This window comes from Paenarthrobacter sp. YJN-5 (genome assembly GCF_015040095.1).
In the GTDB taxonomy this organism is placed as follows: Bacteria; Actinomycetota; Actinomycetes; order Actinomycetales; family Micrococcaceae; genus Arthrobacter; species Arthrobacter ureafaciens.
The window spans coordinates 3273059-3290742 of record NZ_CP053544.1; the positions used below are offsets into that span (position 1 = coordinate 3273059).

The 17684-nt window shown below is 64.2% G+C and carries 17 protein-coding genes and 1 tRNA gene; 3 read left to right on the forward strand and 15 right to left on the reverse strand.

The features are described from left to right. The 3 genes from HMI59_RS15270 to HMI59_RS15280 all read left to right on the forward strand — a co-directional run bounded on the left by HMI59_RS15270 (nucleotide 1) and on the right by HMI59_RS15280 (nucleotide 2755). Nucleotides 1-969, forward strand: a complete 969-nt coding sequence (locus HMI59_RS15270) for a branched-chain amino acid ABC transporter permease (protein ID WP_021471517.1) — start codon at nucleotides 1-3, stop codon at nucleotides 967-969. Between the two features lie 65 nt (nucleotides 970-1034). Then, nucleotides 1035-1988 (forward strand): ABC transporter ATP-binding protein, encoded by a 954-nt coding sequence (locus HMI59_RS15275; protein ID WP_370583587.1) that lies wholly within the window; start codon nucleotides 1035-1037, stop codon nucleotides 1986-1988. Beyond that, nucleotides 1985-2755, forward strand: a complete 771-nt coding sequence (locus HMI59_RS15280; protein WP_021471519.1) for an ABC transporter ATP-binding protein — start codon at nucleotides 1985-1987, stop codon at nucleotides 2753-2755. Before HMI59_RS15275 ends, HMI59_RS15280 begins: the two co-directional genes overlap by 4 nt. Before the next feature lie 216 nt (nucleotides 2756-2971). Here HMI59_RS15280 and HMI59_RS15285 read toward each other — a convergent pair whose 3' ends face one another. The 15 genes from HMI59_RS15285 to HMI59_RS15355 all read right to left on the reverse strand — a co-directional run bounded on the left by HMI59_RS15285 (nucleotide 2972) and on the right by HMI59_RS15355 (nucleotide 17684). After that, a complete protein-coding gene (locus HMI59_RS15285) occupies nucleotides 2972-4333 on the reverse strand; it encodes an ABC transporter substrate-binding protein (protein ID WP_193591768.1) in 1362 nt (453 codons plus the stop codon). A 220-nt stretch (nucleotides 4334-4553) separates the two neighbouring features. Next, nucleotides 4554-4627: transfer RNA gene (locus tag HMI59_RS15290), tRNA-Leu, on the reverse strand. Nucleotides 4628-4664: 37 nt separating this feature from the next. Next, nucleotides 4665-5585, reverse strand: coding sequence for an N-acetyltransferase (locus tag HMI59_RS15295; RefSeq protein WP_193591769.1), 921 nt, complete (start codon nucleotides 5583-5585; stop codon nucleotides 4665-4667). Nucleotides 5586-5684: 99 nt separating this feature from the next. Next, nucleotides 5685-7136, reverse strand: coding sequence for an NAD(P)/FAD-dependent oxidoreductase (locus tag HMI59_RS15300; protein WP_166185118.1), 1452 nt, complete (start codon nucleotides 7134-7136; stop codon nucleotides 5685-5687). Between the two features lie 34 nt (nucleotides 7137-7170). Continuing rightward, nucleotides 7171-8553: a S8 family serine peptidase gene (locus HMI59_RS15305; RefSeq protein ID WP_193591770.1), complete on the reverse strand. Its 1383-nt coding sequence runs from the start codon at nucleotides 8551-8553 to the stop codon at nucleotides 7171-7173. After that, entirely contained in the window at nucleotides 8550-9503 is a 954-nt protein-coding gene (locus tag HMI59_RS15310) for a Ppx/GppA phosphatase family protein (protein WP_193591771.1), read from the reverse strand. Before HMI59_RS15310 ends, HMI59_RS15305 begins: the two co-directional genes overlap by 4 nt. Then, nucleotides 9500-10192, reverse strand: a complete 693-nt coding sequence (locus HMI59_RS15315) for a DUF501 domain-containing protein (protein WP_193591772.1) — start codon at nucleotides 10190-10192, stop codon at nucleotides 9500-9502. The genes HMI59_RS15310 and HMI59_RS15315 overlap by 4 nt, the downstream gene beginning before the upstream one ends. A gap of 69 nt (nucleotides 10193-10261) precedes the next feature. Beyond that, a complete protein-coding gene (locus HMI59_RS15320) occupies nucleotides 10262-11011 on the reverse strand; it encodes a septum formation initiator family protein (protein ID WP_193593782.1) in 750 nt (249 codons plus the stop codon). Between the two features lie 168 nt (nucleotides 11012-11179). Beyond that, a complete protein-coding gene (gene eno / locus HMI59_RS15325) occupies nucleotides 11180-12460 on the reverse strand; it encodes a phosphopyruvate hydratase (RefSeq protein ID WP_021471528.1) in 1281 nt (426 codons plus the stop codon). A gap of 120 nt (nucleotides 12461-12580) precedes the next feature. Continuing rightward, entirely contained in the window at nucleotides 12581-13270 is a 690-nt protein-coding gene (locus tag HMI59_RS15330) for a MazG nucleotide pyrophosphohydrolase domain-containing protein (RefSeq protein ID WP_193591773.1), read from the reverse strand. Next, nucleotides 13248-14390, reverse strand: coding sequence for an adenosine deaminase (locus tag HMI59_RS15335; protein WP_193591774.1), 1143 nt, complete (start codon nucleotides 14388-14390; stop codon nucleotides 13248-13250). The genes HMI59_RS15330 and HMI59_RS15335 overlap by 23 nt, the downstream gene beginning before the upstream one ends. Nucleotides 14391-14418: 28 nt before the next feature. Continuing rightward, nucleotides 14419-15105 carry a DedA family protein gene (locus HMI59_RS15340; protein WP_031216242.1) on the reverse strand — a complete coding sequence of 229 codons (687 nt, stop codon included), beginning with the start codon at nucleotides 15103-15105 and terminating at the stop codon, nucleotides 14419-14421. 193 nt (nucleotides 15106-15298) lie between these two features. Then, complete coding sequence (locus HMI59_RS15345) at nucleotides 15299-15967, reverse strand: DedA family protein (RefSeq protein WP_062095675.1); 669 nt, start codon at nucleotides 15965-15967, stop codon at nucleotides 15299-15301. An 11-nt stretch (nucleotides 15968-15978) separates the two neighbouring features. Next, nucleotides 15979-17289, reverse strand: coding sequence for a thymidine phosphorylase (locus tag HMI59_RS15350; RefSeq protein ID WP_193591775.1), 1311 nt, complete (start codon nucleotides 17287-17289; stop codon nucleotides 15979-15981). Then, complete coding sequence (locus HMI59_RS15355; RefSeq protein ID WP_069694714.1) at nucleotides 17286-17684, reverse strand: cytidine deaminase; 399 nt, start codon at nucleotides 17682-17684, stop codon at nucleotides 17286-17288. The genes HMI59_RS15350 and HMI59_RS15355 overlap by 4 nt, the downstream gene beginning before the upstream one ends.

The following is a 17684-nucleotide window of genomic DNA, read 5'->3' on the forward strand; positions in this document are numbered from 1 at the left end:
ATGGATTTCGGATTCATTTTTTCCAGCGCCCTTGGCGAAATTTACAGTCCGACGACGGCGGCCTACGCACTTGCCGCTTTGGGCCTTGCGGTCCACTTCGGCTACTCAGGCCTGCTGAACTTCGGCCAGGCAGGCTTCATGGCCGTAGGTGCCTACGGCTTCGCGATCTCGACCCTGACGTTCAAGGCTCCGTTCTTCGTAGCACTGCTAATCGCCATTCTCTGCTCGGTCATCTTCGCCTTCATCCTCGGCATACCCACACTGCGCCTCAGGGCCGACTACCTGGCTATCGTGACCATCGCATCGGCGGAAATCGTCCGCTATGTAGTGACCACGAACCAACTGACCAGCGTGACAGGTTCAGCCAATGGCCTGGCAGCCTTCGAAGGCGACTTCTACTCAATGAACCCTTTCCCGGAGGGGTCCTACCTGGGCATGAACAACAGGGACTTCTTCATCCGCGTCGTCGGATGGACCCTGGTGATCATCTGCTGCCTCCTCGTCTGGCTCCTGATGCGCAGCCCCTGGGGCCGTGTGCTTAAGGGCATCCGCGAGGACGAGAATGCGGTGCGCTCGCTCGGCAAGAACGTCTATGCCTACAAGATGCAAGCGCTCGTCATCGGCGGTGTCCTTGGCGCCCTGGCCGGCATGATTTTCACGCTCCCCCGCGGCGCCGTCCAGCCGTCCAACTATGGAACCGAACTGACGTTCTTCCTGTGGACCTGCCTCCTGCTCGGCGGCATGGCTACCGTGCTCGGGCCGGTGATCGGCGCCATGATCTTCTGGGTTGTCCTGTCCCTGACCCAGAGCATCCTGTACGGCCTCATCGAATCGGGTGCCATCACGTGGCTGACCACTGTCCAGGCAGGCCAGTTGCGGTACATCCTTGTAGGTGTAGCCCTGATGCTCCTGATGATCTTCCGCCCGCAAGGCGTCTTCGGCAATAAGAAGGAGCTTGCATTCGCATGAGTGAAAGCAACAACCAAACCAGCCCCGGAATCGGCGGCTCCGGAACAACGGAGAACGTCGACTACATGACCGACACCCGCCCGATCGCTGTCGGCGAGAACACTCCCGGGTGCAAGAAACGCGATCCTATTGTGGTGGCGGAGAATGTCACGCGATCCTTCGGCGGCATTAACGCCGTCGACGTCGAGTACCTCGAGATTCCCCGGCACAAGATCACCGCTTTGATCGGCCCCAACGGCGCGGGCAAAACCACGCTGTTCAACCTGTTGACCGGCTTCGACACCCCCAACTCGGGGCAGTGGCAGTTCGAGGGCAACAGCCTGGCGGGCGTGTCCTCCTACAAGGTGGCGCGCATGGGCATGGTCCGGACCTTCCAGCTCACCAAAGTGATGGGCAAGCTGACGGTCATGGAAAACATGCGCCTGGGCGCTGCCAACCAGCCCGGAGAACGGTTGTCCAAGGCCCTCTTCAAGGGCATGTGGGGCGGCCGCGAGAAGGAGATCACCGCGCAGGCCAACGTCCTGCTGGAGAAGTTCAAGCTGGACGCCAAGAAGGACGACTACGCCGCTTCCCTGTCCGGTGGCCAGAGGAAGCTCCTGGAAATGGCACGCTCCCTCATGGTCCGTCCCAAGCTGGTCATGCTGGACGAGCCCATGGCCGGCGTCAACCCTGCCCTGACCCAGTCGCTGCTTGACCACATCAAGAACCTCAAGGCCGAGGGCATGACCGTGCTCTTCGTGGAGCATGACATGAACATGGTGCGCCACATCGCCGACTGGGTGGTGGTCATGGCCGAAGGCAAGGTGGTGGCTGAGGGCCCTCCAGGGGAAGTCATGAAGAACCCCGCCGTGATCGACGCCTACCTCGGCGCCCACCACGACGTCGACCTGGGCGACGCCCAAGGTATCAAGGAACTCGAAGCCGAACTCGTTGCCGATGACGAGTCGGTAGTGGGAACCGAGGACGCCGGCATCCTTTCCACCGACGTCACCGAAACCAAACAGGAGGAGGGCAAGTGAGCGCCACCAGTGCCATGCCTGCCGCCGCAGGCAGTCCCACGGAAGAAGCCGTCGTCAAGGTCACCGACCTCGTGGCCGGCTATCTGCCGGGCGTCAATATCCTCAACGGGTGCAGCATTGAAGCCCGGAAGGGTGAATTGATTGGAATCATCGGTCCCAACGGTGCCGGCAAGTCCACTCTCCTGAAGGCGATGTTCGGACTGGTCAAGGTCCACTCAGGCACTGTCGTGGTGCGCGGCAAGGACCTTACGGGCCTCAAAGCCAACAAACTGGTGACGCAGGGTGTGGGCTTCGTACCGCAGACCAACAACGTCTTCTCCACCCTCACCATCGAAGAGAACCTCCAGATGGGCCTGTTCCAGAGGCCCAAGGTATTCAACGAGCGCTTCGACTTTGTCACCAGCCTCTTCCCCGAACTCGGCAAGCGGCGTGCGCAGCGTGCAGGCTCGCTGTCCGGCGGTGAACGGCAGATGGTGGCCATGGGCCGTGCCCTCATGATGGACCCGGCCGTGCTGCTCCTGGATGAGCCCTCGGCCGGCCTCTCCCCCGTCAAGCAGGATGAGACATTCCTGCGCGTCCACGAGATCAACCGTGCCGGCGTCTCGGTGATCATGGTGGAACAGAACGCACGCCGCTGCCTGCAGATTTGCGACCGCGGATACGTCCTGGATCAGGGCAGGGACGCCTACACGGGCACCGGACGCGAACTCATGAAGGATCCCAAGGTCATCCAGCTCTACCTGGGCACCTTGGCCGACGAGGTCTAGGAGGCCTCTGCTTCCAAACAGGTCCCCTTCCGGTTGGAAGGGGACCTGTTCTTGTTAAGTCGGCTTGTTGGGCCGGATTCTTGTTAGGCCGGAGAGTGATTGGCCGAACGGCCGCGTGCCGCCACGACCCACTTTGCAGACGTCAGCGCCCGACACGCACAACGGGTCCCCCTCCGGCTGGAGGGGGACCCGTTTGGTTACTGAGGAGCGTGCGGCTTAGAGCTTGCCGAACTCTTCACGAACCGGCTTGTAGGTGTTGTCATCCTGGTATTCGTAGATACCGATGTACGCCTCGGTGGGGTCACCAGCGTCGGAGAAGGTCACCGGACCGGACTGGCCGTCGTAGTCGATGTCCTTGCCTTCGCGAAGGAGCGTCACGCAAGCAGCGTAGCTGTTGCACTTTTCGCCGCCCTCGGAAACTTCCTTCAGCTTGGCTGCGATGTCCGGACCCTTGGTGCTCTTGGCAGCCTCGGCGGCCAGGGAGATCAGGTTCACGGCGTCGTAGGACTCACCTGCGTAGCTGTAATCCTTCAGGGCGGGATCGATGGCCAGGAGCTTCTGCTTGAAGGCGTCCTTGGCGAAGGTACCCGGGATGGTGCCCTGGGCGCCCTTCAAGGTGCCTGCCTGGAAGTCCTTGCTGTAGTCGGAAGTGTTTCCGTCAACCATGAACAGCTGCGTCGGCTTGATGCCCTTGCCGGTGATCAGCGGAACGATGCTCTTGGCCTGGTCGAAGGTGATCAGGGCAATGGCATCCGGCTTGGCAGCGAGGACCTTGTCCACCTGGCTGCTGAACTGCGAGTCGCCTTCGTTGAACAGTTCCTCAGCCACAACCTTGCCGCCGGCAGCCTCGAAGGCTTCCTTGACGTTCTTCTGCAGGCCGGTTCCGTAAGCGTCGTTAAGCACGATCATGCCAACGGTCTGGGCTCCACAGGTGGCCATGTAGTTGCCGAGGACCTTGCCCTGCAGGACGTCGGAAGGCGCAGTACGCCAGTACAGCCCCTTGTCACCCCACGTAGTGAAGTCCGGCGAGGTGTTGGCCGGCGAGAACTGGATGACACCGGCACCCGTGATCTGGTTGATGACGGTCTTTGAGACACCCGAGGAGGCTGCACCGATGATGGCGCTGACTCCCTGGCCCAGGAGGGCGGTGGTGGACTGCGTAGCGATATCGGTCTTGGTATCACCGGAGTCACGGTGGATTACCTCGACGGGAGCACCGAGCACGCCGCCTGCATCATTGACTTCCTTGATGCCGAGGTTTACACCGGCAATTTCGGGCGGGCCAAGGAACGCCAGCGACCCCGTTGTCGGCAGGAGCGATCCAATCTTGAGCGGAGTGGAGGTAGTGGTGGTCGAGGGAGGTACGGGGCCAGAGTTGGTAGCGGCCTGGCTGTTGCCTGCACCCGCCCCTCCACTGGGTGCCGGGCAGGAAATGCCTGCTGCGGCGGCCGAGCTGGAGCCGGTATTGGACTGGCTCGGCGTTGAAGACCCGCCACAGGCTGTGGCGAGCAGAGCGACCCCAATGCCAAGCGCTGTCAGCTTGGCGGCCCGGGGCGCCGCTTGGGAAAGATCAAACATTCGTTGTCTCCTCGATCGAAAGGTGCGAACCGCCTTTGATGCGATAACTCAGGTATTCCTGATTAAGACTCAAACTAGTGCAATTGATCGGCGAAAATAAGTGATTGAGGTCACATCCCTATAACACTCGTTGCCTGTGGGGAATCTACGAGCCAGCTGGGAAAACTCTTCAAAAAGAAAGCAGGAAAGGGAAGCGGATTTCCGCTTCCCTTTCCCGTTGTGCCCCAGGTGGGACTCGAACCCACAACACGCGGATTTTAAGTCCGCTGCCTCTGCCAATTGGGCTACTGGGGCGCCCGGACCATGTTATCCCAGCTGAAGATGTCCTGCGCTAAAGGCGCTCAAACGGCGCCGCGTAGCGGAAGGTTCCCCGCACGCCGTCGGGCCATGCCGGAAGCCGCAACAACTGGAAGTGATCGCCCCACGCGGCGTCCGGCGGAGCGACGCCAACGGTTGCCGCCGGGACGTAGCCGAAGCGCGGGTAGTAGCTGGTACTTCCCAGCAAAGCGATTCCGCGCTCCCCTGCCGCTGTGGCCCGCAGCGTGGTCTCGCGCATCAGCGCAGAACCGATCCCCCGCCGCTGGAGCGTGGGCTCCACCGCTATGGGCCCGAGGCCAAGGAGTTCCAGGTCCCCCACCCATGCCCGGGTACTGATCACGTGCCCCACGATCTCACCGGCGATTTCCGCCACGACGCTCAGGTTCGGAATGTATTCGTCGCACTCGAAGAGCTCCCGCAGCAGGCCCACCTCCGCTGGCGTACCTTGGACGGGTTCCCCCGTGACCGGCGAAACGGAGAACGCCTTCGCGGCGAGTGCCAGGATGGCCGGACGATCCTCCGGCTGCTCGTCCCTCAGCACTATTCCGCGTCCCAGCAGGCGGAGCACATCAAGGGCGCGTCCGGCCTCGGCAGCCGGTACCAGCAGGTGGTCGTGGTGGAAGCCGGCCAGGACGTTGCAACTGATGCCGGCATGGGTGAGGGCCGAACTGACCGCAGCAGTCAGTCCAACAGCTTCCAGGGCCGAATGGATCTGCAAGGTGATCCATGCAGCCACGAAGTCATAGTGCAGGCCGAGCCGGTCCGCTTCGTCGCGCCGCAGCACCACGGTCAGGCCCTCCGCTTCCCGGACCGCAGCCTCGATGTCGCCTTCCAGCGGCTTTCCGTGCGGCCACAGTGCGTAGACGTAGTCGCCCTCGCGGACAACGGGGTGCATGGATTCGAGAAGTGTTTCCAAGTCGGTTTCGCCGGGCATGCGTACAGTCTAGGCGCGCCCGCCACGGTGTGACGGCGGGGCGTTAAACGTCGACGGCGGCCACTCCCCTCAGGGGAGCAGCCGCCGTCGTACTTCTTGCTATTTGGCGTCAGCCGTTACCGGGGTCTTGACCTCAGCGGGCTTGGCTTCAGCAGGTGCGGGAGCGGCAGCAGCCGGCTTCGGGGCCGGGGTTGCTGCGGCCACGAACGCACCGCGCGGGTTGTCCAGGTCCATCAGCTGCGTGGTGTCGCGGCCGGCGAAGAAAGCCAGGATCCAGCCGAAGACCACGCGGAACTTGCGCTCAACGGTGGGCATGGCCATGCCGTGGTAGCCACGGTGTGCCAACCAGGCGAGTCCGCCCTTGAGGCCGATGCGGCCCAGCAGGTTGATGTTCGCAACACCCTTCCACTCACCGAAGCCGGCTACAGCACCAAGGTTCTTGTGCTTGTAATCGTGCAACGGCTTGTCCCAGCGGGAAGCCCAGAGGTTCTTGGCGAGCTTCTTGGCCTGGCGAAGTGCGTGCTGTGCGTTCGGTACGCAGGTACCGTCCGGGAGGCCCTTGCCGGTCAGGTCCGGAACAGCGGCGATGTCGCCGGCAGCCCAGGCGTTCTCGATGATGCCTTCGTCGCCTGCAATGCGCAGGTCCGGGAGGACGCGGACGCGGCCACGGGGTTCGAGCGGGAAGTCGGTGGAGCGGATCATCGGGTTGGCCTGCACGCCTGCAGCCCAGACCAGGGTGTCTGCTTCGACTTCACCGGCGGACGTCTTGTCCGGGAGGTTGATGAGCTTGAGGTTGCCTTCGGCGCTGTCCAGCGAGGTGTTCAGCAGGACCTCAATGCCGCGGCTGCGGAGGTGTTCCACAACCCACTCGGCCTGGGAAGCGGTGACCTCGGGCATGATGCGGCCCATGGCTTCGACCAGGATGAAGCGGACTTCCTCCTGGCGGATGCGCGGGTTGTTGCGCACAGCTGCGCGGGCGAGGTCTTCCATTTCGGTGAGGCACTCGATGCCGGCGAAGCCGCCGCCAACAACAACGAACGTCAGGGCCTTGGCACGTGCGGCCGGGTCCGTCATGGTGGATGCGGCTTCGATGCGCTCAAGGAGCTTGTTGCGCAGTGCAACAGCTTCCTCGATGGTCTTCAGGCCGATGCCCTTGTCCGCGAGGCCCTTGATGGGGAACGTACGGGTGATGGCACCAGCGGCCATGACGACGTCGAAGTACGGGATCTCAAACGGAGCGCCGCCGTCCGAGGGCGCAACCACAGCGGTGCGGTTGGCGTGGTCGATGCTGGTGACGCGGCCCTGGATGAGCTCAGTCTGCTTCAGGTGCTGACGGTGGGAAACAACGGCGTGGCGTGCCTCGATGTTGCCGCCGGCTACCTCGGGGAGGAACGGCTGGTAGGTCATGTAGGGCAGTGGATCCACGACGGTGACGATGCCACCTGCATTCGCGATCTTCTTCTGCAGTTTGAGTGCTACGTACAGGCCGACGTAGCCGCCGCCGACGACGAGAACCCGGGGACGGTCAATGAGCTCTGGGGTGGTTGCCATGACACCAGAGTACATTACTTTGTGAAAATCTTCACTAACTACGTTTGGTAGGTGGATCCACCGCTTCCATGACGCCGGTATCGGCCTCCTCCGGCGTCGCCGGCGGGTTTTTATAAGCCCGGCGCAACTGTATTGCGGCACCGGCAATGATGGCGATGAACAAGGCGCCGAAACCAAGCACGACGGCGGCCGGCAGAGCATCGTCGACCGTCGCCGGAGCCTGCGCCACGGGAACGGTGGGGTCCGCCAAGGTGGGAGGCGCGCTGGTGGGACTCTCGACCGGAGCCTGGGTCGGAGCGCTGAGGTCGCCGCGTCGATGGACCCTGATCCAATCGCCGATGGAGCCCAACGGGTTGGTACTGGTTGTGGGGACAGTGCCCTTCAAAGCAGCCTCGGCATCGAGGATCCCGTAGCCGTACAGCGGGTCCTTGCCCGGGGAGCCTGCATCCTTGGCGGTGCTCACAATTCGGTTGATGACCTGCGCTGCACTCATCTCCGGCCACTTGGACCGGATGAGCGCGGCGACCCCGGAAACGATGGGCGCTGCACCCGAGGTTCCGGCCCACTCGGCGTAACCGCCGCCCGGGATGCCGCCCACGAGGTCTTCAGCGGGGGCCGCCACACCGATGCTGATGCCCTGGGAGGAGGAATCCACGCTGGCTTTGCCGTCGCCGTCCAGGCCTGCGACCGTGAGGACCCCGGGGATGGTGGCGGGTGCGCCCACCTGGACGTTGCCGCCAACCCGGTTCCCGGCGGCAGCAACGATGACGACGTCCTTTTGTTCGGCGTAAAGGAAGGCCGCGTCCCAACTCTGCGGCCAGTCCGGAGACGTGCTGCCCAAGGAAATGTTGATGACCTTGGCACCGTTGTCCACGGCCCAGCGAACGGCATCCGGGATTTGTTCCTGGTCCGTTTTTCCGCCGGGGTTCGGCGAGCCAAGCCACGTTGAGACGGACAGAAGTTCGGCTTCCGGCGCTACGCCCACTATCCCGTCAGGCCCTCCCGCAGGTGGCGTGGTGGGGGCCGCTGACGGCGAGGCGGACGGGGAAGCTGTCGGCGTTGTGTGTCCGCGGCCGGCCAGCATGGTGGCCACCAATGTGCCGTGCTCCGGTTTGGCGCCGATGCTCTTCTGGCCGTTCGGCGCTCCCGCTTTCGAGGCATCAGCGCCGCCGGTGACAACTCCCTTGAGGTCCGGGTGGTTGCCGTCAACACCGCTGTCGATGATGGCTACCTTGACGCCGGCCCCTTTCGAGACCTGCCAGGCGTTGGTGATTCCCGATTCCTTGAGCCAGTGCTCTTTGTCCCGCCACGAGTCGGCCATCGCCGCCGGTGCGGTCGCCAGCGAGCCCACCAGCGCTCCCCCGGCCAGGAAGGCCGCGAGCGAGGCGGAAAAGCTGCGCCGGAACCGCATACTCATGCAGAACCCCGGATACTCAGTGCAATGCCGTCCAGGATGTCGTGCTCGCTGGCCAACGCCCCGGTGATGCGTCCGTTGCCCGTTTCGACCAGTCGGGCGACGATGCGTCGCCACACCAGTGCGCCGGCTCCGATAACATCCACCCGGCCAGGGTGCATGTAGGGCAGGGCGGCACGATCGGCACGGCCCATGTTCAGCAGGTTGGTCGCAGCATCACTGATGGTGGCGGAATCGAGGTAGGCGCCATGGATCCGGTTCGGCTGGTACTCGCTCAGGCCCAGGGCGTGGGCCGTGATGGTGGTAATGGAACCGGCAACGCCCACGACGGCGGTGGCACGGTGGAAGGGAACGGTTTCCGCTGCGAGGTTGATGGCTGCGTCGACGTCGGCTTCCGCTGCTGCGATCTCTTCCGCGGTGGGAGGATCGCCCTTGAGGTGCCGTTCCGTCAGGCGGACGCAGCCGATGTCCACCGAACGGGCAGCGATGACGCCGTTGGAGTCACCCAGGACGAACTCCGTGCTGCCGCCGCCGAGGTCTACTACCAGGACGGCGTCGTCGTCTTTGACCGGCAGCACGCTGCTGGCACCGGCGAAGGACAGGGAGGCTTCCTCGTCGCCGGAGATGACCTCGGGTTCCACGCCCAGCAATCCGCGGATGCCATCGACGAAGACGTCCCGGTTCCGGGCGTCCCGCGTTGCCGACGTGGCGACGAAACGGACCTTGCCGGCGTCGTGCTTGTTGATCAGTTCCGCGTAATCCTTGGCGGCAGCGAAGGTACGCTCAAGGGCCTCGGGAGCGAGCTCCCCGGTTGCGTCAACGCCTTGTCCCAGGCGGACCACGCGCATTTCGCGGACAACGTCAGTCAATGGCCCGGATCCCCCGTTGGGGGAATCGGCGATCAGCAGGCGGATCGAGTTGGTTCCACAGTCGATGGCGGCCACACGGCTCATGGATGCTCTTCCGTCGTTTCGGCAGTGGTGTCCTCAGGGGTCTTTGACTTGCGCACCGGGGCCGGCCGGCCAACGATGCCGGGCAAGCCCTGCGGGCCATGGCGGCTGAGGTCCCTCGACGGGGCCTCACCCTCAGTGTCCCATGCGCCGTCGCAATAGCAGCGGTCCCTGGTCCACCACTCCGAGATGGCTTCCAGCGCTTCATCACCCAACGGGTTCACGCCGGGACCGGCCGCCAGTGAGTGGCCCACCAGGACATGAAGGCATTTCACGCGGGTGGGCATGCCGCCTGCCGAGACTCCGGCAATCTCCGGAACCGCACCCGTACCGGAACGTTCGGCGATCTGGTCCCGGGCCTGGAGGTAGGACTCGTGGGCGCCGCGGTAAGACTCGGCGAGATCTGGCTCGGCGGACAGGCGGTCGTTCATCCGGTTCATGAGCCCGGCTGCTTCCAAACGGGACACCGCCGACGTAATGACCGGGTGGGTCAGGTAGAACGTCGTGGGGAACGGGGTCCCGTTGCTCAGCCGGGGTGCCGTGGCCGCAACCAGCGGGTTGCCGCACACGCAACGGGCGGGGATCTCCACGACGTCACGGACGGGACGGCCGAGCTGGCGGCTCAGGACATCCAGGTCGTGTTCTGATGGCTGGCGGGATTCCTGCGGCAAGGCTGCCGTGTTTGCTTCCACTTGTGCTGCCAACCTTCCTGCCCTTTGTGGTCGCCTCCCCGGAGGGCACGACGGCGGCGGGCACCGCGTCTAGTCTGTTGCCGATCGTCTGATGGACTCCCAAAGCGCATCCACCCAGGGCAAGTTGGCCGGGTTTTCGGATGTGCCGGAGCCGGTGCGGCCCCCAGGCGTTCCGGCGGCATCTTCCCCGCCAAACACCCAGTATCCCGTTTCACCCGGCATAACCATGTTAATGCGGTCGCGGGCCTGCTGTTTCACGTAGTTGGGGTCCTGCCACCGCGATAGCTGCTTGTTCAAGTCCTCCTGCTCGGCTTCCTTCGCCGCGATTTCCGCTTCCAGGGCCGAGATTTCGGAGCGTTTCTCGAGGAACACCTTGACCGTGGGGGCCAGCATGACCGTGATGGCAATCATGACCACTGCAAAGGCCAACAGGCGTCCCGAGAAGGCCTTGGCCGGTACCGGATCGATGCTTTCAGGATCACCCGGGACCTGTTTGGCGCCTCCTGACTTACTGTCCGGAGCGGAGGCCCCGCGGAGGGAAGGAGCGGATTTCGACGACGTGCCGGTACGCGCGGACGGCTTCCTCACGGCAGTCGCGGCGCCGGCACCGCCCTGCGCGCCCGCTGCTTTTCCCTTGATGGCGCTACCGGTCGTTCCTGCCGGCGTGGTCGAGGGGCTGCTGCCGAATGAGGCCTCGATGATCTCACCGGCCGTTTCATCGGCGGGACCGCCGGCCTGGTGGCGTTCGGGGGCGGGCGGGGAGCCGGACGGCCTGCCGAGGGCGTCGGCCCTGGGTACCTTTGGACGACGGGTGGCCATGACACTCCTGTAATGCCCGGTGCTTGCCTGGCGGGTTGCTGCGCTTGCCCTCGCGCCTGACATTCTTGCGTTGGTTCCTTGGCCCGCGGTCCAGCAGGCAAGCGTTAAACAGAACCGGCGGCTATGGTCTTTCCACCATAGCCACCGGTCAGCTGTTTTCGCGGAAGGCTAGCCCTTGAAACGCGGGAAGGCGCTGCGTCCGGCGTAGCGTGCGGCGTCGTCCAGTTCTTCCTCGATGCGCAGCAGCTGGTTGTACTTGGCTACGCGCTCGGAACGGGCCGGGGCACCGGTCTTGATCTGGCCGGCGTTGGTGGCAACGGCGATGTCGGCAATGGTGGTGTCCTCGGTCTCGCCTGAGCGGTGCGAGGTGATGGTGGTGTAGCCGGCGCGCTGTGCCAGGGACACGGCGTCGAGCGTCTCGGTCAGGGAACCGATCTGGTTGACCTTGACCAGCAGCGAGTTGGCCGTGGCGGCGTCGATGCCCTGCTGCAGGCGGACCGGGTTGGTCACGAAGAGGTCGTCGCCAACCAGCTGGACCTTGTCGCCGATCGTGTCGGTGAGGGTCTTCCAGCCTTCCCAGTCGTTCTCATCCAGCGGGTCTTCGATGGAGACCAGCGGGTAGTCGGCAACCAGCTCGGCGTAGTAGGCGCTCATCTCGGTGGAGTTCAGGGCCTTGCCTTCGAACTGGTAGGCGCCGTCCTTGTAGAACTCGGAGGAAGCGACGTCCAGGGCCAGCGCGATGTCCGTGCCCGGGGTGTAGCCGGCGTTCTTGATGGCTTCCTGGATCAGGTCCAGTGCAGCGCGGTTGGACGGCAGGTTCGGAGCGAAGCCGCCCTCGTCGCCGAGGCCCGTCGAGAGGCCCTTTTCCTTCAGGACGGACTTGAGGTTGTGGTAGACCTCAACGCCCCAGCGGAGGCCTTCGGAGAAGGTCTCGGCACCGATCGGAGCGATCATGAATTCCTGGATGTCAACGTCGGAGTCTGCGTGCGAGCCGCCATTGAGGATGTTCATCAGCGGGACCGGAAGAACGTGGGCGTTCGGGCCGCCCAGGTACTTGTACAGCGGCAGGTCGGCCGAGGCTGCGGCGGCGTTGGCGACGGCGAGGGACACGCCGAGGATGGCGTTGGCGCCGAGCTTGCCCTTGTTGGACGTGCCGTCGAGGTCGATCATCGCCTGGTCGATGCTGCGCTGGTCCGTGGCGTCGAAGCCGATCAGGGCCGGGGAGATCTCGTCGATCACAGCGTCGACGGCCTTCTGGACACCCTTGCCGAGGTAACGGCCCTTGTCGCCGTCGCGGAGCTCAACGGCCTCGTGCTCGCCGGTGGAGGCACCGGAGGGAACTGCTGCGCGGCCGATCTGGCCGTCGGAGAGCAGGACCTCTACTTCTACGGTCGGGTTTCCGCGGGAATCAAGGATCTCGCGGGCGTGGATGGCATCGATAAGCGCCATGGATGTGCTCCTTATGGTGAAGCGATTTACAGGAATCTAGAGGGGAATTCTCGACGTCCTCGTCGCTACTAGCGTAGTCGAGAGTGGCTTAGGTTACGGAACGGTTTCCTCGGGAGCACGTCACGAATGCCGTTCGTGACCATCGTGGAAGGCACGCACGGCCTTCCGGAGTGCGCGTTCGGCGTCGAGTCCCTGCCGGTGGGCGCCGGCGACGACTGCCAGCAGCAGCTCGCCCAGCGCCTCTTCGGAGTCCGGCACCGCAACAGGCCCGACGGCGGCCGGCGCACCTTGCTGATCGATGGCCAGGCCGGCGCGCGCGGCCCTGTCCAGGGATTTCTGCGCCGCCGCCAAGGCGGGCAGGTGCGGCGGTATTCCCTCGAACGGATCGGCGCGCTCCGGTTTCTCGGCGCGTTTGGCCGCATCCCACCGGACGATGATTTCCTCGACGCTGGCCGGGAAACTCTCCTGCAGGGAACCGTCGGCCTTGAAGACGTGCTGGTTCCGCCGGATCATCTTGGCGTTGATGCCCTCTGCGACGGCTTCGAAGTCGAAGCTGCCGCGCTCCTTGGCGAGCCGGGCGTGCAGCACCACTTGAAGCAGTACGTCGCCCAGCTCACCGCGGAGTTCGTCATCAACGGAACCGGCTTCGATCGAATCCACTACCTCGTAGGCTTCCTCGATCAGGTATTCCACCAGCGATTCATGCGTGAGCGCACCCATCCAGGGGCAGTGCTCACGCAGGGCGGCAATCGTCCCCAGCAGCCGGTCGATGCTGTTGGCGGGCTCCTTAGCCGAGGTTGGCGTAGGCATCGTTGATGTACTCCACCAAAGCCTCGCGCTCATCCAGCGGCAGGAAAGCTGCCTCGGCAGCATTGAGCGTCAGTTCCAGGAGATCATCGAGGTCGTAATCGAAGGTTTCCACCAGGAGTTCGAACTCGTCCGTCAGGGTCACCCCGCTCATGAGCCGGTTGTCCGTGTTGATGGTGACGTTGAAACCGAGCTGGAAGAGCATGTCCAACGGGTGGCTTTCGATGCCTTCGCCGAAGTTGGCGATCGCACCCGTCTGCAGGTTGGACGAAGGGCAGATTTCCAAGGGAATTCCCCGGTCCCGGACCCAGCCGGCCACGTTGCCCAGGGTGACCAGGCCGACCGTGCCCTCGCCGTCGTCGTCGGCGTTGTCTTCGAACTCAACCGTGATGTCCTCCGCGATGCGGACGCCGTGGCCCAGACGCAGCGCGCGGCCGTCCACCAGGGCTGACTGGATGCTCTCCAAGCCGGCGGCCTCGCCCGCGTGGACTGTCGCCGGGAAGTTGTTGGCCGCCAGGTAGGTGAAAGCGTCCTTGAACCGGGAGGGCAGGAAGCCGTCTTCCGCTCCGGCGATGTCGAACCCAACTGCGCCCCGGGTCCGGTGGCGGACGGCGAGTTCGGCGATCTCCTGGCCACGGTCAGCGTGGCGCATGGCGGTGATCAGCTGTCCCACCTGGATCTGCCGGCCGCTTTCGTCGGCTGCGTCCACGCCCGCTTCGAGTCCGGCCTGGACGGCTTCCACGGCCTCGTCAAGCGTCAGGCCTTTCCGGAGGTGCTGCTCGGGAGCCCAACGGACTTCGCCGTAGACCACGCCATCCTCGGCGAGGTCTTCCACGAACTCCTTGGCAACCCGGAAGAGACCTTCCTTGGTCTGCATCACGGCAATGGTGTGGTCGAACGTTTCGAGGTAGCGCACCAAGGAACCGGAATCCGCCGATTCGCGGAACCATTCACCCAGTGCCACCGGATCCGTCGAAGGAAGGGTGTGGTCCACGGCTTCGGCCAGTTCGATGATGGTGGCAGGGCGCAGGCCGCCGTCCAGATGGTCGTGCAGGGAAATCTTGGGAAGACTCTTCAGATCAAAGTCGAGGGCAGGGGCAGCGTCAACAATTGGCTCAGTCACAGACCAACTCTAGGGGGATGACAGGTCCTTAGCCAGCAGGCTTGGAGAGGTCAGCGCCCACAACCGGCTTGCGGTCCACAGCGGGCGCGGCAGATTCAGAGGCTTCCCGGGCGGCTGCGCGCGCAGCGTCCTTACGCTCCAGGTACTTGTGCCACCAGCGAAGGGCGTGGTCTACGACGATGCCAAGAAGCACCGCGAACGCCACGGCGATGCCAACGCCCAGCAAAGGATTGTTGTGCACCCACTGGCCGGCGAGGAGTCCGATGCCGATCGAGTAGCCCACCCACGTGATACATGCGAAGGCATCAAGGATGAAGAAGGTGCGGTGGCGGAAGCCGGTCTGGCCGGCCACGTAGTTCACGGCCACGCGGCCCCACGGGATGTAGCGGGCGGTGAAGATGAGCACGGCTCCGCGCTTGTCCAGTTCGTATTGAGCCCACGCGAACATTTTCTGGACCTTGGGCCGGCGCATCCATTTCCACCGGGTGAGCCCGATCTTCCGGCCGAGCATGTACGCCATGTTGTCCCCCGCCATGGCACCGATGAGGGCCGTGAACCCAAGGATCCAGAGGTTCGGCTGGCCGCTGTGGAGGGACAGTGCCGACAGGCCTACGATCGCTGTTTCGCTGGGGAGGATGGTGGCGAATCCGTCGATGAAGAAGAACACCAGCAGTACCGGGTAAATCCAGGGCTGCCCGGCTGCATGCTCGAGCATTTCGTTCAAAAACTCCACGCGGCGGTAGCTCCTAGATGAATGTGACTTGACACTGTGACGTAGATCGCTCTTAGTGTCCCATGGCCGGGACGTCGTTCGCTACGCCCCAGCCTCGGGATCACACGTTTAACGCTAGCTGCGCGGCGGAGGTTCCGGCGTCACCCGACGGGGTGATCTTGGGCTACCTGCAGGCTCATACCGTAGGTGGAGCCCCGGTGCCTTCTTCCGTTGGTTTCTGGTCCTCAAGAAGGTTCTTTCCGTCCAAGGGAGCGGCCCCGCGCACTTTGCTGATGATGCGGTCAATGATGATGCCCAGGATGACGGCCACCACGATCGCGATCACAGCTCCCAGCAGATGGTTGTCTTCGAACCAAACGCCGAAGAAATACCCGAGGACCACCGAATAGCTGGCCCACAAGACGGCCGACAAAGAAGTGAGGGCAACAAACCGGCCGTGATGGAAGTGCGTGGCACCGGCCGTGAGGTTCACTGCCACCCTGCCGATCGGAATGAACCGGGCCACCATGATCAGCGAGGCCGACCGCCGTCGAAGTTCTTTCCCGGCCCAGCGGAAGGCGCCCTGCATGCGCTGGGTGCGCATCCAGCGCCACCGCCGGATCCCGATGCGGGCGCCGATGATGTAGGCGATGTTGTCCCCGGAGAATGCCCCGATGGCCGCCACCACCCCCAGCAGCCAGACGTTAGGCGAGCCGCTGCTGCCGGAGACAGCACTCAAACCAACCACCACCGATTCGCTGGGAATCGGCGGGAAGAAACCATCGATCAGGCAACAGGCCAGCACCAGGAACAACACCCACGGCTGTTCGGCCGCGGCGAGAATGAAATCATTGATGGCCTGCACGGTAATTAAGCCTAGGCGATCCTGTCGATGATGAGCCGGTGGGCGGGACGGGATCCCTCCGGTGCGATCACCACCGCGTTCGCCAGGGCTTCCTTGGCACGATCAAACTTCTCCGGAGTGTCCGTCAGCAGCGTCATGAGGGGCTCCCCTGCACGGACCAAGGCACCAGGCTTCGCGTGAAGGCGGACGCCCGCCGCTGCCTGGACGGTGTCTTCCTTCCTGGCCCGGCCCGCGCCCAGGCGCCAGGCAGCCACGCCCACCGAGAGGGCATCCAGCTCCACCAGGACGCCGTCCGCCGGGGCGTACACCACTTCCGATTCCTTGGCCACGGGCAAGGCAGCGCGCGGATCTCCGCCCTGGGCCTCGATCATCCGGTTCCACACATCCATGGCCCGGCCGTCCTTCAGTGCCGCGGCAGGATCTGCGTCGTGGATGCCGGCGCCGGCCAGCATTTCTTCAGCGAGCCGTACCGTCAGTTCGACGACGTCTTCCGGGCCACCGCCTGCCAGGACCTCCACGGACTCCTCCACCTCAATGGCGTTGCCCGCGGTCAGCCCCAACGGCGTGGACATATCGGTCATCAGCGCAACAGTGTGCACCCCGGCGTCCTTGCCCAACGCCACCATGGTTTCCGCGAGTTCCCGGGCCCGGGCTTCGTCCTTCATGAACGCACCCGAGCCCACTTTCACGTCCAGCACCAGCGACCCCGTACCCTCGGCGATCTTCTTGCTCATGATCGACGACGCAATCAGCGGGATGGCTTCGACGGTGCCCGTAACATCGCGGAGGGCGTACAGCTTCTTGTCAGCCGGGGCCAACCCGGAGCCTGCCGCGCAGATCACTGCTCCGACGTCCTGGAGCTGGGCCATGATTTCCGCGTTGCTGAGGTTCGCGCGCCACCCGGGAATGGCTTCCAGTTTGTCCAGCGTGCCCCCGGTGTGCCCCAATCCGCGGCCGGACAGCTGCGGTACTGCCACTCCGAAGACGGCCACCAACGGAGCCAGGGGAAGAGTGATCTTGTCCCCTACCCCACCGGTGGAGTGCTTGTCGCTGGTAGGTTTCCTGCCGCCGTCGGGCGTTGTCAGCGACGAAAAGTCCATCCGCTCCCCGGAGGCGATCATCGCGGCCGTCCAGCGGGAGATCTCGGCCCTGTCCATGCCGTTGAGCAGGATGGCCATGTTCAGTGCCGCCATCTGCTCTTCGGCAATGACCCCGCGGGTGTAGGCGTCAATGGTCCAGTCGATCTGTTCCGGCGTCAGGGTGCCTTTGTCCCGCTTGATGGTGATGATCTGGACGGCGTCGAAGGCTTCGGTGCTGGTCACGGGGTTTCCTCCAGATGTTCCGGACCGAAGGCGTCAGGCAGCACCTGGTCCATGGTTTTGATGCCTTGACTGGTCATGAGTTGCATGCCGGGCGCCCGGAATTCGTAAAGCAGCTGCCGGCAGCGTCCGCACGGCATCAAGATGCTGCCGTCGCCGTCCACGCAGTAAAACGCCACCAGCCGTCCGCCGCCGCCCATGTGCAACTGGCCCACCAACGTGCACTCGGCGCAGAGGGTGAGCCCGTAGCTGGCGTTCTCCACATTGCAGCCACTAATGATCCGGCCGTCGTCGGTGAGGGCTGCGGCCCCCACCGGGAATTTGGAGTAGGGCGCGTAGGCCCGGTCCATGGCGTCTTTCGCCGCGGCTTCCAGCGCTTGCCAATCGATGTGGCTCAT

Bases quoted from the DNA above. Each gene is read 5' to 3' on its own strand.
- HMI59_RS15275 (WP_370583587.1), top strand. From the start codon at position 1,035: ATGACCGACACCCGCCCGATCGCTGTCGGCGAGAACACTCCCGGGTGC.
- HMI59_RS15300 (WP_166185118.1), bottom strand. From the start codon at position 7,136: ATGGCAACCACCCCAGAGCTCATTGACCGTCCCCGGGTTCTCGTCGTC.
- HMI59_RS15270 (WP_021471517.1), top strand. From the start codon at position 1: ATGGATTTCGGATTCATTTTTTCCAGCGCCCTTGGCGAAATTTACAGT.
- HMI59_RS15340 (WP_031216242.1), bottom strand. From the start codon at position 15,105: ATGCTCGAGCATGCAGCCGGGCAGCCCTGGATTTACCCGGTACTGCTG.
- HMI59_RS15355 (WP_069694714.1), bottom strand. From the start codon at position 17,684: ATGAGCCACATCGATTGGCAAGCGCTGGAAGCCGCGGCGAAAGACGCC.
- eno (WP_021471528.1), bottom strand. From the start codon at position 12,460: ATGGCGCTTATCGATGCCATCCACGCCCGCGAGATCCTTGATTCCCGC.
- HMI59_RS15320 (WP_193593782.1), bottom strand. From the start codon at position 11,011: ATGGCCACCCGTCGTCCAAAGGTACCCAGGGCCGACGCCCTCGGCAGG.
- HMI59_RS15305 (WP_193591770.1), bottom strand. From the start codon at position 8,553: ATGAGTATGCGGTTCCGGCGCAGCTTTTCCGCCTCGCTCGCGGCCTTC.
- HMI59_RS15285 (WP_193591768.1), bottom strand. From the start codon at position 4,333: ATGTTTGATCTTTCCCAAGCGGCGCCCCGGGCCGCCAAGCTGACAGCG.
- HMI59_RS15295 (WP_193591769.1), bottom strand. From the start codon at position 5,585: ATGCCCGGCGAAACCGACTTGGAAACACTTCTCGAATCCATGCACCCC.
- HMI59_RS15330 (WP_193591773.1), bottom strand. From the start codon at position 13,270: ATGCCTACGCCAACCTCGGCTAAGGAGCCCGCCAACAGCATCGACCGG.
- HMI59_RS15310 (WP_193591771.1), bottom strand. From the start codon at position 9,503: ATGAGCCGTGTGGCCGCCATCGACTGTGGAACCAACTCGATCCGCCTG.